The organism is uncultured Methylibium sp. (assembly GCF_902826655.1).
In the GTDB taxonomy this organism is placed as follows: domain Bacteria; phylum Pseudomonadota; class Gammaproteobacteria; order Burkholderiales; family Burkholderiaceae_C; genus Methylibium.
The window spans coordinates 73,983-92,497 of record NZ_CADEFR010000005.1; the positions used below are offsets into that span (position 1 = coordinate 73,983).

At 72.0% G+C, this 18,515-nt stretch carries 24 protein-coding genes and 1 tRNA gene; 12 read left to right on the forward strand and 13 right to left on the reverse strand.

Features of this window, described 5'->3' with window-relative positions; all coding sequences use genetic code 11:
- Positions 1–19: 19 nt before the first annotated feature.
- From QZV97_RS04095 to QZV97_RS04110, 4 genes are read right to left on the reverse strand one after another with little or no spacing between them, the layout of a single operon-like run.
- Positions 20–634 carry a DUF4136 domain-containing protein gene (locus tag QZV97_RS04095; RefSeq protein WP_295638843.1) on the reverse strand — a complete coding sequence of 205 codons (615 nt, stop codon included), beginning with the start codon at positions 632–634 and terminating at the stop codon, positions 20–22.
- A gap of 20 nt (positions 635–654) precedes the next feature.
- Positions 655–1,578 carry a tRNA 2-thiocytidine(32) synthetase TtcA gene (ttcA, locus tag QZV97_RS04100; RefSeq protein WP_295638847.1) on the reverse strand — a complete coding sequence of 308 codons (924 nt, stop codon included), beginning with the start codon at positions 1,576–1,578 and terminating at the stop codon, positions 655–657.
- Positions 1,575–1,976, reverse strand: coding sequence for a dihydroneopterin aldolase (locus QZV97_RS04105; RefSeq protein ID WP_295638850.1), 402 nt, complete (start codon positions 1,974–1,976; stop codon positions 1,575–1,577). Before QZV97_RS04105 ends, ttcA begins: the two co-directional genes overlap by 4 nt.
- A 1-nt stretch (position 1,977) precedes the next feature.
- On the reverse strand, positions 1,978–2,757 hold the full coding sequence (locus QZV97_RS04110) for an SDR family oxidoreductase (RefSeq protein ID WP_295638852.1): 780 nt from the start codon (positions 2,755–2,757) through the stop codon (positions 1,978–1,980).
- A 77-nt stretch (positions 2,758–2,834) separates the two neighbouring features.
- On the opposite strand from QZV97_RS04110, the gene QZV97_RS04115 reads away from it, so the two are divergent.
- Both QZV97_RS04115 and QZV97_RS04120 read left to right on the forward strand, forming a co-directional pair.
- Entirely contained in the window at positions 2,835–3,923 is a 1,089-nt protein-coding gene (locus QZV97_RS04115) for an SAM-dependent methyltransferase (protein ID WP_295639047.1), read from the forward strand.
- Positions 3,924–3,926: 3 nt separating this feature from the next.
- On the forward strand, positions 3,927–4,121 hold the full coding sequence (locus tag QZV97_RS04120) for a DUF2905 domain-containing protein (RefSeq protein WP_295638855.1): 195 nt from the start codon (positions 3,927–3,929) through the stop codon (positions 4,119–4,121).
- Positions 4,122–4,130: 9 nt separating this feature from the next.
- Here QZV97_RS04120 and QZV97_RS04125 read toward each other — a convergent pair whose 3' ends face one another.
- On the reverse strand, positions 4,131–4,529 hold the full coding sequence (locus QZV97_RS04125) for a hypothetical protein (RefSeq protein ID WP_295638858.1): 399 nt from the start codon (positions 4,527–4,529) through the stop codon (positions 4,131–4,133).
- An 89-nt stretch (positions 4,530–4,618) separates the two neighbouring features.
- On the opposite strand from QZV97_RS04125, the gene QZV97_RS04130 reads away from it, so the two are divergent.
- From QZV97_RS04130 to QZV97_RS04140, 3 genes are all read left to right on the forward strand, one after another.
- Positions 4,619–4,695 (forward strand) — tRNA-Met (locus QZV97_RS04130).
- A gap of 133 nt (positions 4,696–4,828) precedes the next feature.
- Complete coding sequence (locus QZV97_RS04135) at positions 4,829–5,077, forward strand: hypothetical protein (RefSeq protein ID WP_295638863.1); 249 nt, start codon at positions 4,829–4,831, stop codon at positions 5,075–5,077.
- Between the two features lie 112 nt (positions 5,078–5,189).
- Entirely contained in the window at positions 5,190–5,441 is a 252-nt protein-coding gene (locus QZV97_RS04140) for a hypothetical protein (RefSeq protein ID WP_295638866.1), read from the forward strand.
- 21 nt (positions 5,442–5,462) lie between these two features.
- Here QZV97_RS04140 and QZV97_RS04145 read toward each other — a convergent pair whose 3' ends face one another.
- Positions 5,463–5,972: a hypothetical protein gene (locus QZV97_RS04145; RefSeq protein WP_295638869.1), complete on the reverse strand. Its 510-nt coding sequence runs from the start codon at positions 5,970–5,972 to the stop codon at positions 5,463–5,465.
- Positions 5,973–6,139: 167 nt separating this feature from the next.
- On the opposite strand from QZV97_RS04145, the gene QZV97_RS04150 reads away from it, so the two are divergent.
- The 3 genes from QZV97_RS04150 to miaB are packed head-to-tail and all read left to right on the forward strand — an operon-like array spanning position 6,140 to position 9,074.
- Complete coding sequence (locus QZV97_RS04150) at positions 6,140–7,279, forward strand: CaiB/BaiF CoA-transferase family protein (protein ID WP_295638872.1); 1,140 nt, start codon at positions 6,140–6,142, stop codon at positions 7,277–7,279.
- A 56-nt stretch (positions 7,280–7,335) separates the two neighbouring features.
- Positions 7,336–7,710: a hypothetical protein gene (locus tag QZV97_RS04155; protein ID WP_295638875.1), complete on the forward strand. Its 375-nt coding sequence runs from the start codon at positions 7,336–7,338 to the stop codon at positions 7,708–7,710.
- Positions 7,707–9,074 (forward strand): tRNA (N6-isopentenyl adenosine(37)-C2)-methylthiotransferase MiaB, encoded by a 1,368-nt coding sequence (gene miaB, locus QZV97_RS04160; protein ID WP_295638878.1) that lies wholly within the window; start codon positions 7,707–7,709, stop codon positions 9,072–9,074. The genes QZV97_RS04155 and miaB overlap by 4 nt, the downstream gene beginning before the upstream one ends.
- On the opposite strand, the gene QZV97_RS04165 is transcribed toward miaB, so the two are convergent.
- The 7 genes from QZV97_RS04165 to QZV97_RS04195 form a co-directional block, all read right to left on the reverse strand.
- Positions 9,071–9,724: a hemolysin III family protein gene (locus QZV97_RS04165; protein WP_295638881.1), complete on the reverse strand. Its 654-nt coding sequence runs from the start codon at positions 9,722–9,724 to the stop codon at positions 9,071–9,073. The two genes, miaB and QZV97_RS04165, sit on opposite strands and share 4 nt — an antisense overlap.
- A 104-nt stretch (positions 9,725–9,828) precedes the next feature.
- On the reverse strand, positions 9,829–11,031 hold the full coding sequence (gene bioF, locus QZV97_RS04170) for an 8-amino-7-oxononanoate synthase (RefSeq protein ID WP_295638885.1): 1,203 nt from the start codon (positions 11,029–11,031) through the stop codon (positions 9,829–9,831).
- A 4-nt stretch (positions 11,032–11,035) separates the two neighbouring features.
- On the reverse strand, positions 11,036–11,692 hold the full coding sequence (gene bioD, locus QZV97_RS04175; protein ID WP_295638888.1) for a dethiobiotin synthase: 657 nt from the start codon (positions 11,690–11,692) through the stop codon (positions 11,036–11,038).
- Positions 11,689–12,939: an adenosylmethionine--8-amino-7-oxononanoate transaminase gene (gene bioA, locus QZV97_RS04180; RefSeq protein WP_295639050.1), complete on the reverse strand. Its 1,251-nt coding sequence runs from the start codon at positions 12,937–12,939 to the stop codon at positions 11,689–11,691. The genes bioD and bioA overlap by 4 nt, the downstream gene beginning before the upstream one ends.
- A gap of 62 nt (positions 12,940–13,001) precedes the next feature.
- Positions 13,002–13,370 carry a 6-carboxytetrahydropterin synthase gene (locus QZV97_RS04185; protein WP_295638893.1) on the reverse strand — a complete coding sequence of 123 codons (369 nt, stop codon included), beginning with the start codon at positions 13,368–13,370 and terminating at the stop codon, positions 13,002–13,004.
- Between the two features lie 8 nt (positions 13,371–13,378).
- On the reverse strand, positions 13,379–14,017 hold the full coding sequence (queE, locus tag QZV97_RS04190) for a 7-carboxy-7-deazaguanine synthase (protein WP_295638896.1): 639 nt from the start codon (positions 14,015–14,017) through the stop codon (positions 13,379–13,381).
- Complete coding sequence (locus QZV97_RS04195) at positions 14,014–14,295, reverse strand: hypothetical protein (protein WP_295638900.1); 282 nt, start codon at positions 14,293–14,295, stop codon at positions 14,014–14,016. The genes queE and QZV97_RS04195 overlap by 4 nt, the downstream gene beginning before the upstream one ends.
- A 90-nt stretch (positions 14,296–14,385) precedes the next feature.
- Here QZV97_RS04195 and hemA point away from each other — a divergent pair, with 90 nt between their 5' ends.
- The 4 genes from hemA to QZV97_RS04215 all read left to right on the forward strand — a co-directional run bounded on the left by hemA (position 14,386) and on the right by QZV97_RS04215 (position 18,478).
- A complete protein-coding gene (hemA, locus tag QZV97_RS04200; protein ID WP_295638903.1) occupies positions 14,386–15,705 on the forward strand; it encodes a glutamyl-tRNA reductase in 1,320 nt (439 codons plus the stop codon).
- A gap of 67 nt (positions 15,706–15,772) precedes the next feature.
- On the forward strand, positions 15,773–16,858 hold the full coding sequence (gene prfA / locus QZV97_RS04205; RefSeq protein ID WP_295638906.1) for a peptide chain release factor 1: 1,086 nt from the start codon (positions 15,773–15,775) through the stop codon (positions 16,856–16,858).
- Positions 16,855–17,688 (forward strand): peptide chain release factor N(5)-glutamine methyltransferase, encoded by an 834-nt coding sequence (gene prmC / locus QZV97_RS04210; protein ID WP_295638909.1) that lies wholly within the window; start codon positions 16,855–16,857, stop codon positions 17,686–17,688. The genes prfA and prmC overlap by 4 nt, the downstream gene beginning before the upstream one ends.
- A gap of 154 nt (positions 17,689–17,842) precedes the next feature.
- Complete coding sequence (locus QZV97_RS04215; protein WP_295638913.1) at positions 17,843–18,478, forward strand: hypothetical protein; 636 nt, start codon at positions 17,843–17,845, stop codon at positions 18,476–18,478.
- Positions 18,479–18,515: the final 37 nt, after the last annotated feature.

An 18,515-nucleotide genomic window follows, 5' to 3' on the forward strand; every position in this document is an offset into this window, starting at 1 on the left:
CGCCGCAGCCGCGGGCCGGTCAGCGCGCCGGCAGCGTGACGACCACGGTGCGCGGGTTGAGCGCCGGCATCGGGAAGTCCTTCATCGCCGCCTCGAACAACGCCGGCAGCAGCGCCTCGGAGTTCCAGCGACCCAGGTGGCTGGCCCGCGTCTCGTAGACGATCTGCTGGCTGGCGCGGTCGCGGATCAGCACGCCGGCCTCGCGCTGGTAGTCCGGGAAGTCGGACGCGTAGCTGTAGCCGAAGGGCGGGCCGTAGAAGAAGGGACGGCGCGGGCCGTAGAACCACCAGTCGTTGCGCCAGTAGAAGTTGCTGGCGAAGGGGTCGCGACGCACCACCTCGAAGACCCGCGCGCCGACCTGGATCAGCACCTCGGCCTGCTCGGCCGAAGCGGCGCGCCTGAAGCCGGCGCCTTCGATCGCCTGCAGCGCGGCCGCCTCGATGCGGTCCTGCTCGCCCGCGTTGGCCTGCTGCGAAGGCAGGCGCTCGATCGCGTACGTGCCGGGCTTGCGGCTGGCGGGCCAGCTGCCCTGGCTGGACACGTCGACCGCGACGTTGTCGATGCTGGCGCATCCGGTGATGGCCGTGGCGGCCGTGGCAGCGGCCACGGCAGCGAGAAGGCGGCGTCTTTGCATGATGGTGTCTCCGGTGAGCCTCAGTCCTGGCCGTGCCAGCGGATCGGCGCGGCGGCCGGGGGCGGGGCGCAGGCCTCGTCCTCATCGTCGAACGCCTTGTCGCCGTCCGGGTTGACGACGCCTGTGGCTTGGAGGCTCGTGAAAGGGTAGAGGTTCCGGTCCTGCAGGTGCGAGGGCACGACGTTGGCCAGCGCGCCGGCCATGGTGTCGAGCCGGCCCGGGTGCTGGCGCTCCCACTCGCGCAGCATGCGGGAGATCTGCTTGCGCTGCAGGTTCTCCTGGCTGCCGCACAGCGTGCACGGGATGATCGGGAAGCGGCGATGCGCAGCCCAGGCCTCGAGGTCGTGCTCGGGCACGTAGGCCAGCGGCCGGATCACCACGTGCCGGCCGTCGTCGCTGACCAGCTTGGGCGGCATGCCCTTGAGCTTGCCGCCGAAGAACATGTTGAGGAAGAAGGTCTGCAGCATGTCGTCGCGGTGGTGGCCCAGCGCGATCCGGGTGGCGCCCAGCTCGCTGGCCACGCGGTAGAGGATGCCGCGCCGCAGCCGCGAGCACAGGCTGCACATCGTCTTGCCCTCGGGCACGAGGCGCTTGACGATGGAGTAGGTGTCCTGGTCCTCGATGTGGAAGTCGACGCCGCGTTCCGCCAGGTAGCGCGGCAGCACGTCGGCCGGGAAGCCCGGCTGCTTCTGGTCGAGGTTGACCGCCACCAGCGAGAACGGCACCGGAGCGCGCTTCTGCAGGTTGACCAGGATGTCCAGCAGCGCGTAGCTGTCCTTGCCGCCGGACACGCAGACCATCACCTTGTCGCCCGGCTCGATCATCGCGAAGTCGCCGATGGCCTGGCCGACCAGGCGGTGCAGGCGCTTGCTGAGCTTGTTGGCCTCGAAGGCAGCCTTGACGGCAGCGCGGTCGGCCGGAACCGGATCGATCACGGCGCTCATGCCGGCTTCTCCTTCAGGTGGAAGACCTCGACGCCGACCGCAGCGCAGTCGGCATAGACGTCGGGCTTGCTCGTCGCCACGCGCACGGCGCGCACCTGTGGATGCGCCAGCATGCGCGCCGCGATGTCGTCGCACAGCGTCTCCTGCAGGCCGACATGGCCCTGGGCGACGCGTTCGGCGATGACCGTGCGGATGAAGTCGTAGTCCACGACCTCGTCGAGGCGGTCGTGCCGCGGCGTCGATGCGGCCAGTGGCACGAACAGGTCCACGTCGATCAGCAGCCGCTGCGGCGCGTGGCGCTCGAAGTCGTGGATGCCGATGCGCACCGGCAGCTCGTAGGCCTGCAGGAAGACGCGGCGGCAGCCGGCGAGCTGCGGATGCAGCAGCGGGCTCGTCACCTCAGGCCCCCTGGCGCGCCAGGAACAGCACGTCGCGCGGCTGCGCCGCGAGATGCTGGCCACCATCGACCAGCAGGCTGGTGCCGGTGATCGCCGGCGACTCGATCAGGAAGCGCACCGCGCGGGCCACGTCCTCGGGCGTCGACGCGCGCTGCAGCGGCGTCATCGCATGCGAGCGCGCGAACTCGGCGTCGGTCATCGGCCCCGAGGGCAGCGTCACGCCCGGCGCGACGCCGACGACGCGCAGCACCGGCGCGAAAGCCTGCGCCAGCAGGGTCGTGGCCGCCTCCAGCGCGGCCTTCGACAGCGTGTACGAGAGGTGATCCGGGTTGGGATTCCACAGCTTCTGGTCGAGCAGGTTGACGACGCAGCCGCGCCGGTCCGCGGCCTTCAGGTGCTCGAACAGGCCGCGCGCCAGCAGCAGCGGCGCGGCGGTGTTGACCTGCCAGTGCGCGGCCATCGAGGCCTGGCTGAAGTCGGCGACGCTGTCGTACTCGAACACCGACGCGTTGTTGACGACCGCATCGACGCGACCCATCGCCGCCGCGACCGCCGGCAGCAGCTGGCGGCACGCCGCCTCGTCGGCCAGGTCGGCGACGAAGGCCTCGGCGCGGGCGCCGAGCTCACGCAGCTCGCGGACCGTGTCGTTCACCTCGTCGCCGAGGCGATGACCGTGGACCGCCACATCGTGGCCGTGGCTCGCGAGCTCGAGCGCGATCGCCCGACCGATGCGACGGGCCGAGCCGGTGACGAGAACGACAGGACGCGAGGGGGCATTCATGCCTGCGGGACAATCGGGGCGTGGAAACGACGCTCGTCAGTGTAGCCAGCGCCCCTGCGACGACGCCGAGCGGGGACTTGGCGCGGTGCATCGCCGACGCGATCGATCGCGCCGGCGGCTGGATCGGCTTCGAGCGCTACATGGAGCTGGCGCTCTACGCGCCCGGCCTGGGCTACTACGCGCGGGGCGACCGCCAGTTCGGCGAGTTGCCGGGCTCGGGCAGTGACTTCGTCACCGCGCCCGAGCTGAGCCCGCTGTTCGGCCGCGCGCTGGCGCGCCAGCTCGAGCAGGCGCTGCTCGCCACGGGCACGCGCGAGATCTGGGAGTTCGGTGCGGGCTCGGGTGCGCTGGCGGCGCAGCTGATGCACGCGCTGGGCGAGCGCATCGACCGCTACGTGATCGTCGACCTGTCGAACGCCTTGCGCCAGCGCCAGCAGCGCACGCTTGCCGAGCGCGTGCCGGCGCACGCCGCCAAGGCCGTCTGGCTGGATGGCCTGCCGGCGCGGATCGACGGCGTGGTGGTCGGCAACGAGGTGCTGGATGCGATGCCGGTCGCGCTGCTGCACTTCGACGGCGCGCAGTGGATGGAGCGCGGCGTCGCGCTCGGGGCCGACGGCCGCTTCGTCTTCGCCGATCGGCCGACGGCGCTGCGCCCGCCGCTCGAAGCGCAGGCGGCGCCCGGCACAACGACCGAGCTGCAGCGCCAGGGCGAGGCCTTCGTGCGTACGCTGGCGACGACGCTCGGTCGCGGTGCCGCGTTCTTCATCGACTACGGCTTCCCCGAGACCGAGTTCCATCACCCGCAGCGCCTCGGCGGCACGCTGATGTGCCACCGTGCGCACCGCGCCGACCCCGATCCCCTGGTCGACCCGGGCGAAAAGGACATCACCGCGCACGTCAACTTCACCGGCATCGCGCTGGCCGGCCAGGATGCCGGCCTGGCGGTGCTGGGTTACACCAGCCAGGCGCGTTTCCTGATCAACTGCGGCCTGCCGGCGGACCTGGACACGGCCGTGACGGCCGGCGACTGGCGCACGGTCGCCGCAGCGCAGAAGCTGCTGAACGAGCACGAGATGGGCGAACTCTTCAAGGTCGTCGGCTTTGCGGCCGGCGCGCCGTTCGAGGCCCTCGGCTTCGCCGAGGGCGACCGCAGCCACCGGCTCTGAGCCATGCTGCGCTGGCTGCTCCTCGTCGTCGCGGCCCTGGTGGTCTTCAACCTGCTGCGGCCCTGGCTCGAGCGGGTCGGGCTCGGCCGACTGCCGGGCGACCTGCAGTTCCGGCTGGGCGGCCGCCTGTGGTCGCTGCCGATCGCGAGCACGCTGGTGCTGAGCCTGATCGCGATGCTGATCGGCCTGCTGATCTGAGGCGCCGCTTCAGCGCGAGATCAGCCAGCGCTGTCCGCACTGGCGGCAGCACACGCCGACGGCATCGCGCGCGGGTTGCTGGTCGGCCACCAGATCGAACCGCGCATAGGTCTGGCACTGGGGACAGACGGCCTGGTTGGCGACCACCTCGGCGTTCATCAGGCGGTAGAGATAGCGCCGCAAGGCCCACCCGCCGATCAGCGCCGACGCCAGGACGGCCAGCAAGGTGAGCAACTGGTCGAACCATGGTGCCTGGCGGTCGTAGACCTCGAAGCCGCCGAGCAGGCCCAGGGCGGACAGCACCGTCAGCACCAAATGGGCGTGGCCGGAGATGAGCTCACGCTCGTACCACTTGCGGAATCCGCGCTGGCGGATGCCTTCGCTGAGCTCGGAACGCCACGTGCCCATCACCCCCCCGCCAGCCTGCTGCAGACCGGTGCCGATACTGGCACAAGCGGCCGGCCGGCGCCGCGTGACCCGCTATACTCCGCGGCCTTGGCGCTTTAGCTCAGTCGGTTAGAGCGACGGAATCATAATCCGCAGGTCCGGGGTTCGAGTCCCTGAAGCGCCACCAGATCAGAAGCCCCGCATTCGCGGGGCTTCGTCGTTCCGGCGGTCATGCGGCATGCAGTCCATCACGCTTCGCGCCCGGCCGACCCGCAGCCGCGGGATATTTCGCACGAGCGGCGGCGCCCACACTGGCGTCCATGCGTCAGACAACCCCTTCCGCCTTCACCTGGGACCACGAGCCTTCCGAGGAACGTCCCAGCGAGTTCATGAACTCGACCTCGTACTCGCTGCTGTCCGGCTACCACGTGCTGCCCGACGACGAACGCGTCAAGCGCCGGCGCCAGCGTCGCCGCGCCCGCAGCATCGCCACCTGGAGCTGGCTCTCGCTGATCCTGGTGGTCGGCGCGGTCATCATCCTTTCGTTCGCCCGACATGTGCGCGGCTGAGACTCGTCGCATTCACCCATCCGGGCGGCTGCCTGAGGGGGATGGCAATGGCCCCGCTCATGACCGATGCTTCCCTCCAACGGCGACGCCCGTGGCTGGCAAGGAGACGTGGATGGACCTGATGGAACGCGATGTGGGCGATTTCCGCATCTACGCCGGCGCCCTGGAAGCGCCGATGGGGGGCTACACCGCCGCAGTGGAAGTGCACCGTGTGCGCGGCGTGCCGAACCCGCCTCAGGTGGTGTTCAGCAGCGACCGCATGTCGGGCGGTCACCGCTTCGAGCAATCGGCGGCGGCCCTGCGGCACGCGCTCAACATGGGCCACCAGGCGATCCGCCTGCGAGAGACCGCACTCGCCGCCTGAGGCGACACCGACGCGCGGCGCTCAGAGCGCCGCGCGCACCACCTGGGCGGCACCCGCCGCCCGACCGCGGCGATCGGAAGCCGGCCCGCGCTGAGCGGCCGCCGCGGCGATCGCCAGTTCGGTCTGCTCGACGATCTCGCGCGCCGTCGCCGCATCGTGAACGAAGAAGTTGCGCTTGGCCACGGCCCTCATCTGCGTCGTCGACTTGCTCATCGGCTCCAGCTCGATCTCGATGTCACGCTCGGCGTGGCGTGCCCGGATGAGTTCGCTGCCGTCGCGGCTGTCGATCACGGCGCCGCCAATGCCCATACGGTTCAGCGCCACCAGCGACGCCGCCTTGACCTGCGAGGCCGGCAGCGTGAAGGTACGGTAGCTGACGCTGTTGGCGGTGTGCGTGACGCCCGCCGAGGCGCCGACCCCGAGCGCCGTGATCGCCAGCGTCTCGCAGCCGCCGAGCGCGGAGACCGCCAGCCCGATGACGACCACGCGCAGCCCGGCCTGCAGAGCGGCGGGACGAGGAAGCTGAATCATGCGGACTCCGGGGTGGCTGGCACTCCCGGAGCGGCAACTTCCGCGCCATCGCGCCGCGCCGCACACTCGGCACCGTTCGTGAACGATGCGGCAACGCACTCGCTACGTTTGCAAACATGTGCGACGCTCGTGCGAGCATCGCCGCTGCAACGAGCCGAGGAGATGACATGGCCGGTCCGCTGGCGGGCTTGAAGGTGGTCGAGATGGTCGGGCTGGGCCCGGCGCCGTTCTGCGCGATGCTGCTCGCCGACATGGGTGCCGAGGTCATCCGCATCGACCGACCGGGGGCCGGTGGCGCGCTGGGCCTCGATCCACGCTTCGACCTGGCCGCGCGCGGCCGTCGCTCGCTGGCGCTGGACTTGCGCAAGCCCGGCGCCGTGGAGGCCGTGCTGCGGCTGGTCGAGCGTGCGGACGCGCTGGTCGAGGGCTATCGGCCCGGCGTGATGGAGCGCCTGGGTCTCGGGCCCGAGACCTGCCTGCAACGCAAGCCGCCACTGGTCTACGGCCGCATGACAGGCTGGGGCCAGCACGGCCCGCTGGCTGCGCGCGCCGGGCACGACATCAACTACATCGCCCTCAGCGGCGGGCTCGCCGCGATCGGGCGCGAGGGTGAGCCCCCGGTGCCACCGCTCAACTACGTCGGCGACTACGGCGGCGGCGCCATGTTGCTGGCCTTCGGCCTGATGTGCGCCCTGCACGAGGCGCGCGGCAGCGGCCAGGGGCAGGTCGTCGACGCGGCGATGACCGACGGCAGCGCTCTGCTGTCGGCGATGTTCTACGGCATGCGCGCGGCCGGCGCGTGGTCGACGCAGCGCGAGACCAACCTCATCGATGGCGGCGCACCGTTCTACGCCTGCTATGCCTGCGCCGACGGCAAGGCCATTGCGGTCGGTGCGATCGAAGCGCAGTTCTATACCGAGTTGCTGCAGCGCCTGGACCTGCCCGAGGCCGACTACCTGCCGCAGATGGACCGCGCGCGCTGGCCGGCGCGCCGCGCCGACCTCGCTGCGCGCTTCGCAACACGCACGCGCGACGCCTGGTGCGAGGTCTTCGCCGGCAGCGACGCCTGCTTCGCACCGGTGCTCGACTGGGACGAGGCACCTCGGCATCCGCATCACCAGGCCCGTGAGGCCTTCGTCGACATCGCCGGTGTCACGCAACCGGCGCCGGCGCCGCGTTTCAGCCGCACGCCACCGGCGACGCCGGGCGCGCCGGCGGTGCCGGGCGCGGATGGCGAGGCCGTGCTGCGCGACTGGGGCTTCGACGAGGCGGCGATCGTGCAGTTGCGCCGCGACGGCGCCCTCTGAGCCGCGCACCGGCCACCTACAATCCGCGCTCTTCCGACAGCCACTGGACAGACACCATGTACCGCTGTGCCCTGCTCGCGCTCGCCCTGTGCGCGCCGCTCCTCGCTGCCGCCCAGGTCCAGCGCAACTTTCCCGCGAACGCGCTGCGCGGCGAACTGACCCTGACGAATCCGCCGGACGTGCTGCTCAACGGGCAGCCGGCCCGGCTGGCGCCGGGTGGGCGACTGCGCGATCCGAACAACATGATCGTCGTGTCGGGCTCACTGCAGGGCCAGCGCTTCGTTGCGCACTACACCATCGATACGCTGGGCCTGGTCAAGGACGTGTGGGTGCTGCGCAAGGAAGAGGCCGTCGGCCTGTGGCCGCGCACGCCCGCCGAGGCGGCGGCGTGGCGCTTCGATCCGGCCGCACAGACCTGGACCCGGCCGTGAGCGCGCCGCTCCACGGCGGCGGCAAGAAGGTCTACATCAAGACCTTCGGCTGCCAGATGAACGAGTACGACTCGGACAAGATGGCCGACGTGCTGCACGCGGCCGAGGGCTACGAGACCACCACAGACCCGGAGCAGGCCGACCTGATCCTCTTCAACACCTGCTCGGTGCGCGAGAAGGCGCAGGAGAAGGTCTTCAGCGACCTCGGCCGCTACAAGCACCTCAAGGCCAAGGGCGTGAAGATCGGCGTCGGCGGCTGCGTGGCCAGCCAGGAAGGGGCGGCGATCATCGAGCGGGCGCCGTATGTCGACGTGGTGTTCGGCCCGCAGACCCTGCATCGCCTGCCCGAGATGCTGGCGCGGCGCGACGCGCAGCGGCGGCCGCAGGTCGACATCAGCTTCCCGGAGATCGAGAAGTTCGACCACCTGCCGCCGGCGCGGGTCGAGGGCGCGACCGCCTTCGTCTCGATCATGGAGGGCTGCTCCAAGTACTGCAGCTACTGCGTCGTGCCCTACACGCGCGGCGAGGAGGTCTCGCGCCCCTTCGACGACGTGCTGACCGAGGTCGCCGGCCTGGCCGACCAGGGCGTGCGCGAGGTGACGCTGCTGGGACAGGACGTCAACGGCTACCGCGGCAGGATGGGCGACGGCGCGGAGATCGCCGACTTCGCGTTGCTGCTGGAATACGTCGCCGAGATCCCCGGCATCGACCGCATCCGCTACACGACCAGTCACCCGAACGAGTTCTCGCAGCGGCTGATCGACGTCTATGCCCGCGTGCCCCAGCTGGTCGACCACCTGCACCTGCCGGTGCAGCACGGCAGCGACCGCATCCTGGCGGCCATGAAGCGCGGCTACACGGTGCTCGAGTACAAGTCGACGATCCGCAAGCTGCGCGCGATCCGGCCCGACATCAGCCTGTCGACCGACTTCATCGTCGGCTTCCCGGGCGAGACCGACGACGACCATGCCCGCACGATGAAGCTGATCGACGACGTCGGCTTCGACGCGAGCTTCAGCTTCATCTACAGCGCCCGGCCGGGCACGCCGGCGGCGGCGCTGCCGGACGACACGCCGCGCGAGGCCAAGCTCGCGCGCCTGCAGCAGCTGCAGGCGGTGATCGAGGCCAACGCGCAGCGCATCAGCGCCAGCCGCGTCGGCAGCCTGCAGCGCCTCCTGGTCGAGGGCCGTTCGCGCAAGAACCCGGCGGAACTGATGGGCCGCACGGCCTGCAACCGCATCGTCAACTTCGCCGGTCCGGCGCGGCTGGTCGGTCAGCTGATCGACGTGCGCATCACCGAGGCCTACGCGCACTCGCTGCGTGCCGAGGTGCCGGTCCGGGACGGCGTCGCGCTGGTCGGCTAGGCCATGCGGATCGCGTGGCCCCAGGCCGCGAAGAAGTGGCAGGTGCTGCCCGCCAGCACGAACAGGTGCCACACGAAGTGCGCGAAGCGCAGCCGCGAGTCGAGCAGGAAGAAGACCACGCCGATCATGTAGGCCGCGCCGCCGGCCAGCAGCCAGGCCAGACCGGTGGCCGAGATGCCCTCCAGCATCGGCCGCCCGACGATCACCGCCAGCCAGCCCAGCGCGACGTAGAGCGCGGTCGACAGCCAGGGATCGTTGAGCCGGTGCGCCAGCTTGAGCAGCACGCCGACGAAGGCCAGCGCCCAGACCAGGCACAGCAGGCTCCAGCGCCACTCCTCCGGTGCCCGGCCCAGCACGAAGGGCGTGTAGCTGCCGGCGATGAAGAGATAGATCGCGACATGGTCCAGCGTGTTGCACCAGCGCTTGGCCCGGCCTGGCGGCAGCGCGTGGTACAGCGCCGACGCGAAGTACACGAGGATCATCGTCGCCGAGAACACGCTGGCGCCGACGACGTTGACGACGCTGCCGTGCCGCGCCGCGAAGTCCACCAGCACCGGCAGCGAGGCGATCGCCAGCAGCAGCCCGAGCGCATGGCTGGCGGCATTCGCCAGTTCCTCGGTCGGACTCTGCGGGCGTTCGGTCGGCACCATGGTGGCGGGCTCCCTGCTCCGCGGCAGCTCGGATCGATGCCGCGCTTCGATTGTGCGAAGCCGCGCCGGGGCGCGGTGCACCGTGTCCCCGGAACGCAGGGAGCCTAGACGGGGGGAGTCGCGGCGAGCTTGGCGTGCACGCGAGCCAGCGCCGTGCACAAACGCACGACGTCGTCCGGCTGGTGCGCGGCGGTCAGCGAGATGCGCAGCCGCGCGCTGCCCTCGGCCACGGTCGGCGGACGGATCGCCGGCACCCACAGGCCCTGGGCTTCGAGCGCGGCCATCACCGCCATCGCCGTCGCGTTGTCGCCCAGGATCACGGGCTGGATCGCACAGGCCGACGGCGGCGCCGGCCAGGACAGGCCGGCCAGCCCCTCGGTCAACTGGACGCGCAGCGCCGCCAGGCGCTCGCGGCGCCAGCCTTCGGACTCGATCAGCTGCAGGCTCGTGCGCAGGGCCTCGGCGATCATCGGCGGCGCCCCGGTCGCGAAGAAAAAGGTCCGCGACCGCTGCATCAACCACTCGACGACCGCCGGCGCGCCGGCGATGAAGGCCCCCGCCACGCCGGCGGCCTTGCCGAGCGTGGCCATGTAGATCAGCCGCGACGCGTGCCGCGCCGGCGTCGCCAGGCCCCAGTGCGACAGGCTGCCGCGCCCGCCTTCGCCCAGCACGCCGAAGCCGTGCGCGTCGTCGACGTAGAGCCAGGCATCGTGGCGCTCGCAAAGCGCCAGCATCTCGGGCAGCGGCGCCAGGTCGCCGTCCATGCTGAACACCGCGTCGGCGACGACCAGCCGCCGCCGCGCGCCGCGCGCCGCGACCAGCGCACGCTCGAGGCCGGCCAGGTCGTTGTGCGGATAGACGGAGAGGTCGGCGCGCGCGAGCCGCGCACCGTCGATCAGGCAGGCATGGTTCAGGGCATCGGAGATCACCGCGTCGCCGCGCTCCACCAGCGCCGGGATCGCTCCGCTGTTGGCCGCGTAGCCCGCGTAGAAGTACAGCGCACGCGGCATGCCGACGAAGCGCGCGAGTTCCTCCTCGAGCGCCGCATGGGCCGGGCTGTGCCCGCAGACCACCGGCGAGGCCGTGGCGCCGACGCCGTACTGCCGGGCACCGCGATGGGCCGCTTCGACCAGCGCCGGATGCCGTGCCAGGCCCAGGTAGTCGTTGCCGGCGAAGGACAGCAGTGCCCGCCCATCGGCTTGCAGCGTCGCGCCCTCCAGCGGCGCGACCACGCGGCGATGGCGGCGCTGCTGGCGCGCGTCCAGCGATGCGACCGTCGCCTCGAAGACTTCGTCGAGACCGGCCATCGCCTCAGTCCGGCAGCCGCAACGGCAGGTCGCGCGGATCCGCCTCGGGCTGCCACGGCCAGTCGGCCAGCAGCGGTGCCGGCAGTTGCGCGCGCAGGTAGTCGAGGTTGGCCTCCTGCTCGGGCATCGCGGGGTCGAGGCGGTTGACGATCCACCCGGCCAGCATCAGGCCGCGCGCCGCGACCGCGTCGCGCGTCAGCAGCGCATGGTTCAGGCAGCCGAGGCGAAGGCCGACGACGAGGATCACCGGCAGGCCCAGCGCCGCCGCGAGGTCGGCGCCGGTGTGCCGATCGGACAGCGGGACGAGGAAGCCGCCGGCCCCCTCGACGACCACGGCATCGGCCTCGCTCGCCAGCGCCCGGTAGGCCGCGACGATCGCCGCGATCTCGATCGCCTGGCCGGCCCGTGCCGCGGCGATGTGCGGGGACACCGGGTCCGGCAGCAGCACCGGGTTGTCGAGTGACGGCGCGACCGCGATGCTGCTTGCGGCGCGCAGGGCCAGCACGTCGTCGTTGCGGCCGTCGGCGTCGGTCCCGGCTGCCACCGGCTTCATGCCGACGCAGGACGCATGGCGCGCGCGCAGCGCGTGCAGCAGGGCCGCGCTGGCCCGCGTCTTGCCGACGCCGGTGTCGGTGCCGGTGACGAACCAGCCGCGGGTCACGACAGACTCTCGAGCGCGCGCAGCGCCCCGTCGGCGAGCTGCCGGAGCGCATCGTCGTCGAGCACGTAGGGCGGCATGAAGTACAGCGTGTTGCCGATCGGTCGCAGCAGCAGACCCTGCTCGCGCGCCGCCAGGTGGTAGCGGCCGGAGAAGCCGGCGATGCCCGCGTCGTCGATGTCCCAGGCCCACAGCATGCCGAGCTGGCGATGCGCCCGGACCCGCGGGTGCGCCGTCAGCGGCGCGCACAGCGCGCTCAGTCGCTCGGCGGTGACGCGGTTGTGCGCCAGCACCGGCGCCGCCTCGAACAGGTCCAGCACCGTCAGCGCCGCGCGGCAGGCCAGCGGGTTGCCGGTGTAGGAGTGGGAGTGCAGGAAGCCCCGTGCCGCGCGATCGTCGTAGAAGGCCGCGTAGACAGCATCGGTCGTCAGCACCACCGACAGCGGCAGCGTGCCGCCGGTCAGGCCCTTGCTGAGGCACAGGAAGTCCGGGCGGATCCGTGCCTGCTCGTGCGCGAACAGCGTGCCGGTCCGGCCGAAGCCGACCGCGATCTCGTCGCAGATCAGGTGCACCTCGTAGCGGTCGCACAGCGCGCGCGCGAGCCGCAGGTACTCGGCATCGTGCATGCCGAACCCGGCAGCGCACTGCACGAGCGGCTCGACGATCAGCGCTGCGGTGCGTTCGTGATGCCGCTCCAGATGGGCCTCGAGCGCTGCGGCGCAACGCTGCGCCAGCGCGAGCGCGCTTTCTCCCGGACCGGCCTGCCGCGTGTCGGGGGACGGCAACGCGGCGCTCAGTCGCAGCAGCGGCGCGTAGGCCTCGCGGAACAGCGGGATGTCGGTGACCGACAGCGCGCCGACGGTCTCGCCGTGGTAGCCGCCAGTCAGGCCGATGAACTCGCACTTGCCGGGTCGCCCTTCGTTGCGCCAGGCATGCGCACTCATCTTCAGCGCGATCTCGGTGGCCGATGCGCCGTCGCTGGCGTAGAAGGCGTGGCCCAGACCCGTGAGCGCGGCCAGGCGCTCGGAGAGGCGCACGACCGGCTCGTGCGTCAGACCGGCCAGCATCACGTGGTCCAGCGTGGCCAGCTGGTCGGCCAGCGCGGCCTGCATCGCCGGGTGGCCGTGGCCGAACAGGTTGACCCACCAGGAGCTGACGGCGTCGAGATGGCGGCGGCCCTCGGCATCGATCAGCCACGGGCCCTGTGCGCGCGCGATCGCGAGCAGCGGCTCGCCTTCGAGCCGCTTCATCTGCGTGCAGGGGTGCCAGACCGCACGCCGGCTGCGATCGGCGAGCGAGGTGGGGGCCGAGGTCACGGTCGGTAGATGCAGCGGTCGCCGCTGCTCTTGCGCTCCACCGTCACCGAGGTCACGCCCGGCACCGCCGCAGCGACGCGGCCGTGGATGAAGCGGCACAGGTTCTCGAGCGTCGGCAACCCGAGGCCCGGCACTTCGTCGAGGAAGTGGTGGTCGAGCTGATCGCGCACCGCCGCGATCGCGGCGCGCAGCAGGGCCAGGTCGACGACCATGCCGCTCGCGGGATCGGCCTCGCCGGCCACCGTGACGCGCGCAGTGTAGGTGTGGCCGTGCACGCGGCGGCTGCCGTCGGCCTCGTTGCGCTCGGCCTGGCGCTTGAGGGTGTGGGCCGACTCGAAGTAGAAGGATTGGCTGAGTTCGAACATGGAGGACCTCAGCGGATGCCGAGCAGCTTGTGGGTTTGCAGACTGAGCTGCCATTGCGGATGCGCCAGGCACCAGTCGACGGCCCAGGCAGTGTTGCGCGCCAGCTCGGGGCCGTCCATCGGCTGCACGCGCTTGTGCGCGAAGTCCAGCGACTCCAGCGCGGCGAGGTCGATGCCGGCCTGCGGCACGACGACCTTGAGCTCGTCGCCGCGCGTCTGCAGCAGCGGTGCGCCGGCCTTGGGGCTGACGCACAGCCAGTCGATGCCGGCCGGCGCTGCCACGGTGCCGTTGGTCTCGACCGCGATCTCGAAGCCGTGCGCGTGCAGCGCGTCGATCAAGGGGCGGTCGACCTGCAGCAGCGGCTCGCCGCCGGTCAGCACGGCGAAACGCCGCCCGGCCGACCCGGCCGGCCAATGCGCGGCGACGTGCGAGGCCAGGGCTTCGGCAATCATGAACTTGCCGCCGCCCATGCCGTCGGTGCCGACGAACTCGGTGTCGCAGAAGCGGCAGGCGGCGCTCGCGCGGTCCTCCTCGCGGCCGCTCCACAGGTTGCAGCCGGCGAAGCGGCAGAACACGGCCGGGCGGCCGGCGTGGCTGCCCTCGCCTTGCAGGGTGTAGAAGACTTCCTTGACGCTGTAGGTGCTCACGACGACCGCCGCCCCCAGCCGGCCCATCCGAGTGCGGCAGCACAAGCCACGACCATCGCCCCGTAGGTCGCCATGGCCCCATCTCGACCGGTCAGGATCAGCCCCCCGACCAGGGCCAGCAGCGCCGCCCCCGAGGCCCAGCCGGCCAGCCGGAGCACCGACACGCCGCCGAGCGCCCGCAGCCACACCAGCTTGGCCAGCAAGGCGGCGATGCTGCCCAGCAGCAATGCCGGCAGCGCGAAGTTCAGCAGGTGGATCAGGGCGTCGAGCGCGGTCATCGGGTGGCGCGGCCGTCGAGGCGGGGCTTGCCGCGAGGCGCCCGCGGTGGCACAAGCCCTCGGGAGAGAACGCGATTTTATAATCAGCACATGTCCGTGTTCACCCTGGGCCTGAACCACACGACCGCGCCTGTCGATCTGCGCGGCCGTTTCGCGTTCACGCTCGAGCAACTCGCCCCGACGCTGCAGACCTTCCGCGACCGCATCGGCGCGCCGCAGCGGCCGCTGGCGCCGGAAGCCGCGATCCTGTCGACCTGCAATCGCACCGAGCTCTACTGCGCCGCCGAGCCGCAGCTGGTTCGCCCGGCGCTCGAGTGGCTGGCCGGCGTCGGCGGTGTCGGTGCCGACACGCTGCACAGCCATGCCTACGTGCTGGAGGGTGGCGAAGCCGCGCGGCACGCCTTCCGCGTCGCCAGCGGTCTCGACTCGATGGTGCTGGGCGAGGCGCAGATCCTGGGCCAGATGAAGTCGGCGGTGCGCGAGGCCGACGCCGCCGGCACGCTGGGCAGCACGCTGCACCAGTTGTTCCAGCGCAGCTTCGCGGTCGCCAAGGAAGTGCGTACCGCCACCGAGATCGGCTCGCACTCGATCAGCATGGCCGCGGCCGCGGTGCGGCTGGCCGGGCAGCTGTTCGAGGACCTGCGCGAGATCCGCGTGCTGTTCGTCGGCGCCGGCGAGATGATCGAGCTGGCCGCGACGCACTTCGCGGCGCGCGCGCCGGCGAAGATGGCCGTCGCCAACCGCACGCTCGAGCGCGGCGAGGCGCTGGCGGCGCGCTTCGGCGCCGAGACCATCCGCCTGAGCGACCTGCCGTCGCGACTGCACGAGTTCGACGCGGTCGTGTCGTGCACCGCGAGTTCGCTGCCGCTGATCGGCCTGGGGGCCGTCGAGCGGGCGCTCAAGCGGCGCAAGCACCGCCCGATGTTCATGGTCGACCTGGCGGTGCCACGCGACATCGAGCCCGAGGTGGCGCGCCTCGACGACGTCTACCTCTACACCGTCGACGACCTCTCGGCCATCGTCCAGAGCGGCGGCGAGAAGCGCCAGGCTGCCGTGGCCCAGGCCGAGGCCATCATCGAGACCGGCGTGCAAGGCTTCGTGCACTGGCTGGGCCAGCGCGGCACGGTGCCGCTGATCCAGGCCCTGAACGCCCAAACCGACGCCTGGCGCGAGACCGAGCTCGCTCGGGCCCGCAAGCTGCTGGCGCGCGGCGACAGCGTGGACGCGGTGCTGGAAGCGCTGTCGCGCGGGCTGACGCAGAAGATGCTGCACGGCGCGCTGGCCGAGTTGCACGCCTCCGATCCGGCGCAGCGCGCGCAGCTCGCGAGCGTGGTGTCGCGCTTGTTCCTGCGCGGCACCGCGTCGTCGCCAGGCCCCGCGCCGCACGGCGAGCGGGACGACGCGCTCTAGCGGCGCGGCGCCTGGCCGTCTCCTGCCGCCGCGGCCGATGGCCGCCCCTCCCCTTGCCGCCTTGCCGATGAAACCTGCCCTGCGCCAGCAGCTCGACCGCTACGTCCGCCGCCTGGCCGAGCTGGACTCGCTGCTGTCCGATCCGGCCGTGATGCGCGACGGCGGCGCCTTCCGCACGCTCAGCCGCGAGCACGTCGAAGTCGCCGGCATCGTCGAGCGCCGTCAGCGCCACGCGCGGCGCGAGCAGGACCTGGACGCCGCCCGCGAGATGGCCGCCGACCCCGAGATGGCCGGCCTCGCCGCCGAAGAGATCGCCACCGCGACGGTCGACCTCGAACGCCTGGAAGCCGAGCTGCAGCGCCTGCTGCTGCCGCGCGACCCGGACGATGTGCGTCCGGCCTTCCTGGAGATCCGCGCCGGCACCGGCGGCGACGAGTCAGCGCTGTTCGCCGGCGACCTGCTGCGCATGTACACGCGCTATGCCGAGCGCCGCGGCTGGAAGGTCGAGCTGATGTCGGCCAGCGACAGCGAGCTCGGCGGCTACAAGGAAGTCGTTGTGCGCATCGACGGCGGCGCGGTGTTCGGCCACCTGAAGTACGAGTCCGGCGGCCACCGGGTGCAACGCGTGCCGGCCACCGAAACCCAGGGCCGCATCCACACCAGCGCCTGCACCGTCGCCGTGCTGGCCGAGCCCGACGAGGCCGAGGAGATCCAGCTCAACCCGGCCGAGCTGCGCATCGACACCTTCCGCGCCAGCGGTGCCGGCGGCCAGCACGTCAACAAGACCGACTCGGCGGTGCGCGTGACGCACCTGCCGACCGGCCTGGTGGCCGAATGCCAGGACGACCGCTCGCAGCATCGCAACAAGGCCAAGGCGCTGGCCGTGCTGGCGGCGCGGCTGCGCGACAAGGACAAGCTCGAGCGTCAGGCCAAGGAAGCCGCGGCGCGCCGCAGCCTGATCGGCAGCGGCGACCGCAGCGACCGCATCCGCACCTACAACTTCCCGCAGGGCCGGCTCACCGACCACCGCATCAACCTGACGCTGTACCAGCTGGGCAGCATCATGGACGGCGAGCTCGATCCCGTCGTCGACGCGCTGGTCGCGGCGCGCGAGGCCGAGCTGCTGGCCGATCTCGAGATCGGCGACCGGTGAGCGGCGCACCGGCGGTCGACACGGTGGCCTTGGCGCTGTCCGTCGCGCGCCAACGCGGCGTGCCGCGGCTGGACGCGCTGGCCCTGCTGTCCGACGTGCTGGCCTGCCCGCGCAGCTGGCTGCTGGCGCACGACGATGCCCCGCTCGCCCTTGCGGCGCGGGCGCGCTACGGCGATCTCCTCGCGCGCCGCGCGGCCGGCGAGCCGCTGGCCTACCTGCTCGGCACGAAGGAGTTCTTCGGCCTGGCGCTCGCCGTCACGCCCGACGTGCTGGTGCCGCGGCCCGAGACCGAGACACTGGTGGAGTGGGCCCTGGAGCTGCTGCCGGTCGATCGCGTCGCGGCGGTCGTCGACCTCGGGACCGGCAGCGGCGCCATCGCCCTGGCCCTGGCGCAGCAACGCCCGCAGGCGCGAGTGATCGCTATCGATTCCAGCGCGCCGGCCCTGGCCATCGCCGCCGCCAACGGCCTTAGTCACGGCCTGGCCGTCGAGTGGCTGCCGAGCGACTGGTTCGGCGCGCTGGCCGGGCGTCGCTTCGACGTGATCGTGTCCAACCCGCCCTACATCGCGACGGGCGACGCGCACCTGCAGGCGCTGACGCACGAACCCCGGCAGGCACTGACCTCGGGGCCTGACGGGCTCGACGCGATCCGGCATCTGGTCGGCGCCGCACCGGCCCACCTGCAAGCGGCCGGCTGGCTGCTGCTGGAGCACGGCCACGACCAGGCGCCCGCCGTCCAGGCCCTGCTGGCCGACGCCGGCTTCGGCGAGGTCCGCACGCGCCGCGACCTGGCGGGACTGCCCCGCTGCACCGGCGGCCGGCTGGCCTGACGCATGAACCGCCCCGGATTCGTGCGAAAGATTGCACGGATCGCGGAGGGCTGTTGCGGCGTCACGACCCGGCACAGACAAGCCCTTCGCCGGCGCGTACGATGATTTTCCGGAGCGCCACGATGGCGCCCCCGGTCTGCCCGAGGAGCCTGCCATGCTTGAGCACCGCGCCTTGTTCCGTCCGACCCGGCTTGCCCTTGCGGCAAGCGCCCTCCTCCTCTTTGCGCCGCTGGCGCCCGCCCAGTCGGCCGATGCCGGCGCCGGCCTGCGTGGCGACGCCGGCTGGCCACGCTGGCAGGGTCGCCTGAGCCTGAGCAGCAACCTGTCCGACCCGCTGACCGGCAGCGCTGCGCGCGACAGCCTCAGCCTGCTGGGCGACTACTACTTCGTCCAGCAGGGCCTGGCACCCCGCAGTCGCTACGCGGGCGGGTTCCGCGCCACCGGCGGCCTGTTCATCGGACCGCGGGCCAGCGCGTGGTCGGCGCTGCCGGCCAGCCCGGCCGACCTGGGCAGCGGCTTCAGCGCCCAGCGCCGCAGCTTCAGCTTCTGGGGCCCGGCCGGCACCGCGGACGACACCGGCTCGAACTCGGTGCCCTACGTCGGCGTGGGCTACACCGGCCTGAACGCACTGCGCGCCACCGGCGGCGGCTGGAGTTTCAGTGCCGACCTCGGCCTGATGGCATTGCAGCCGCGCTCAGCGGTGCGATTGGGGCAGCAGAGCCTCAGCGACACGCTGCGCGAACTGCAGCTGAGCCCGTTGCTGCAGGTCGGCGTGTCCTACGCGTTCTGAGCGGCGGGGCTTTGCGCCGGGCCGGCCGTCGATGGCC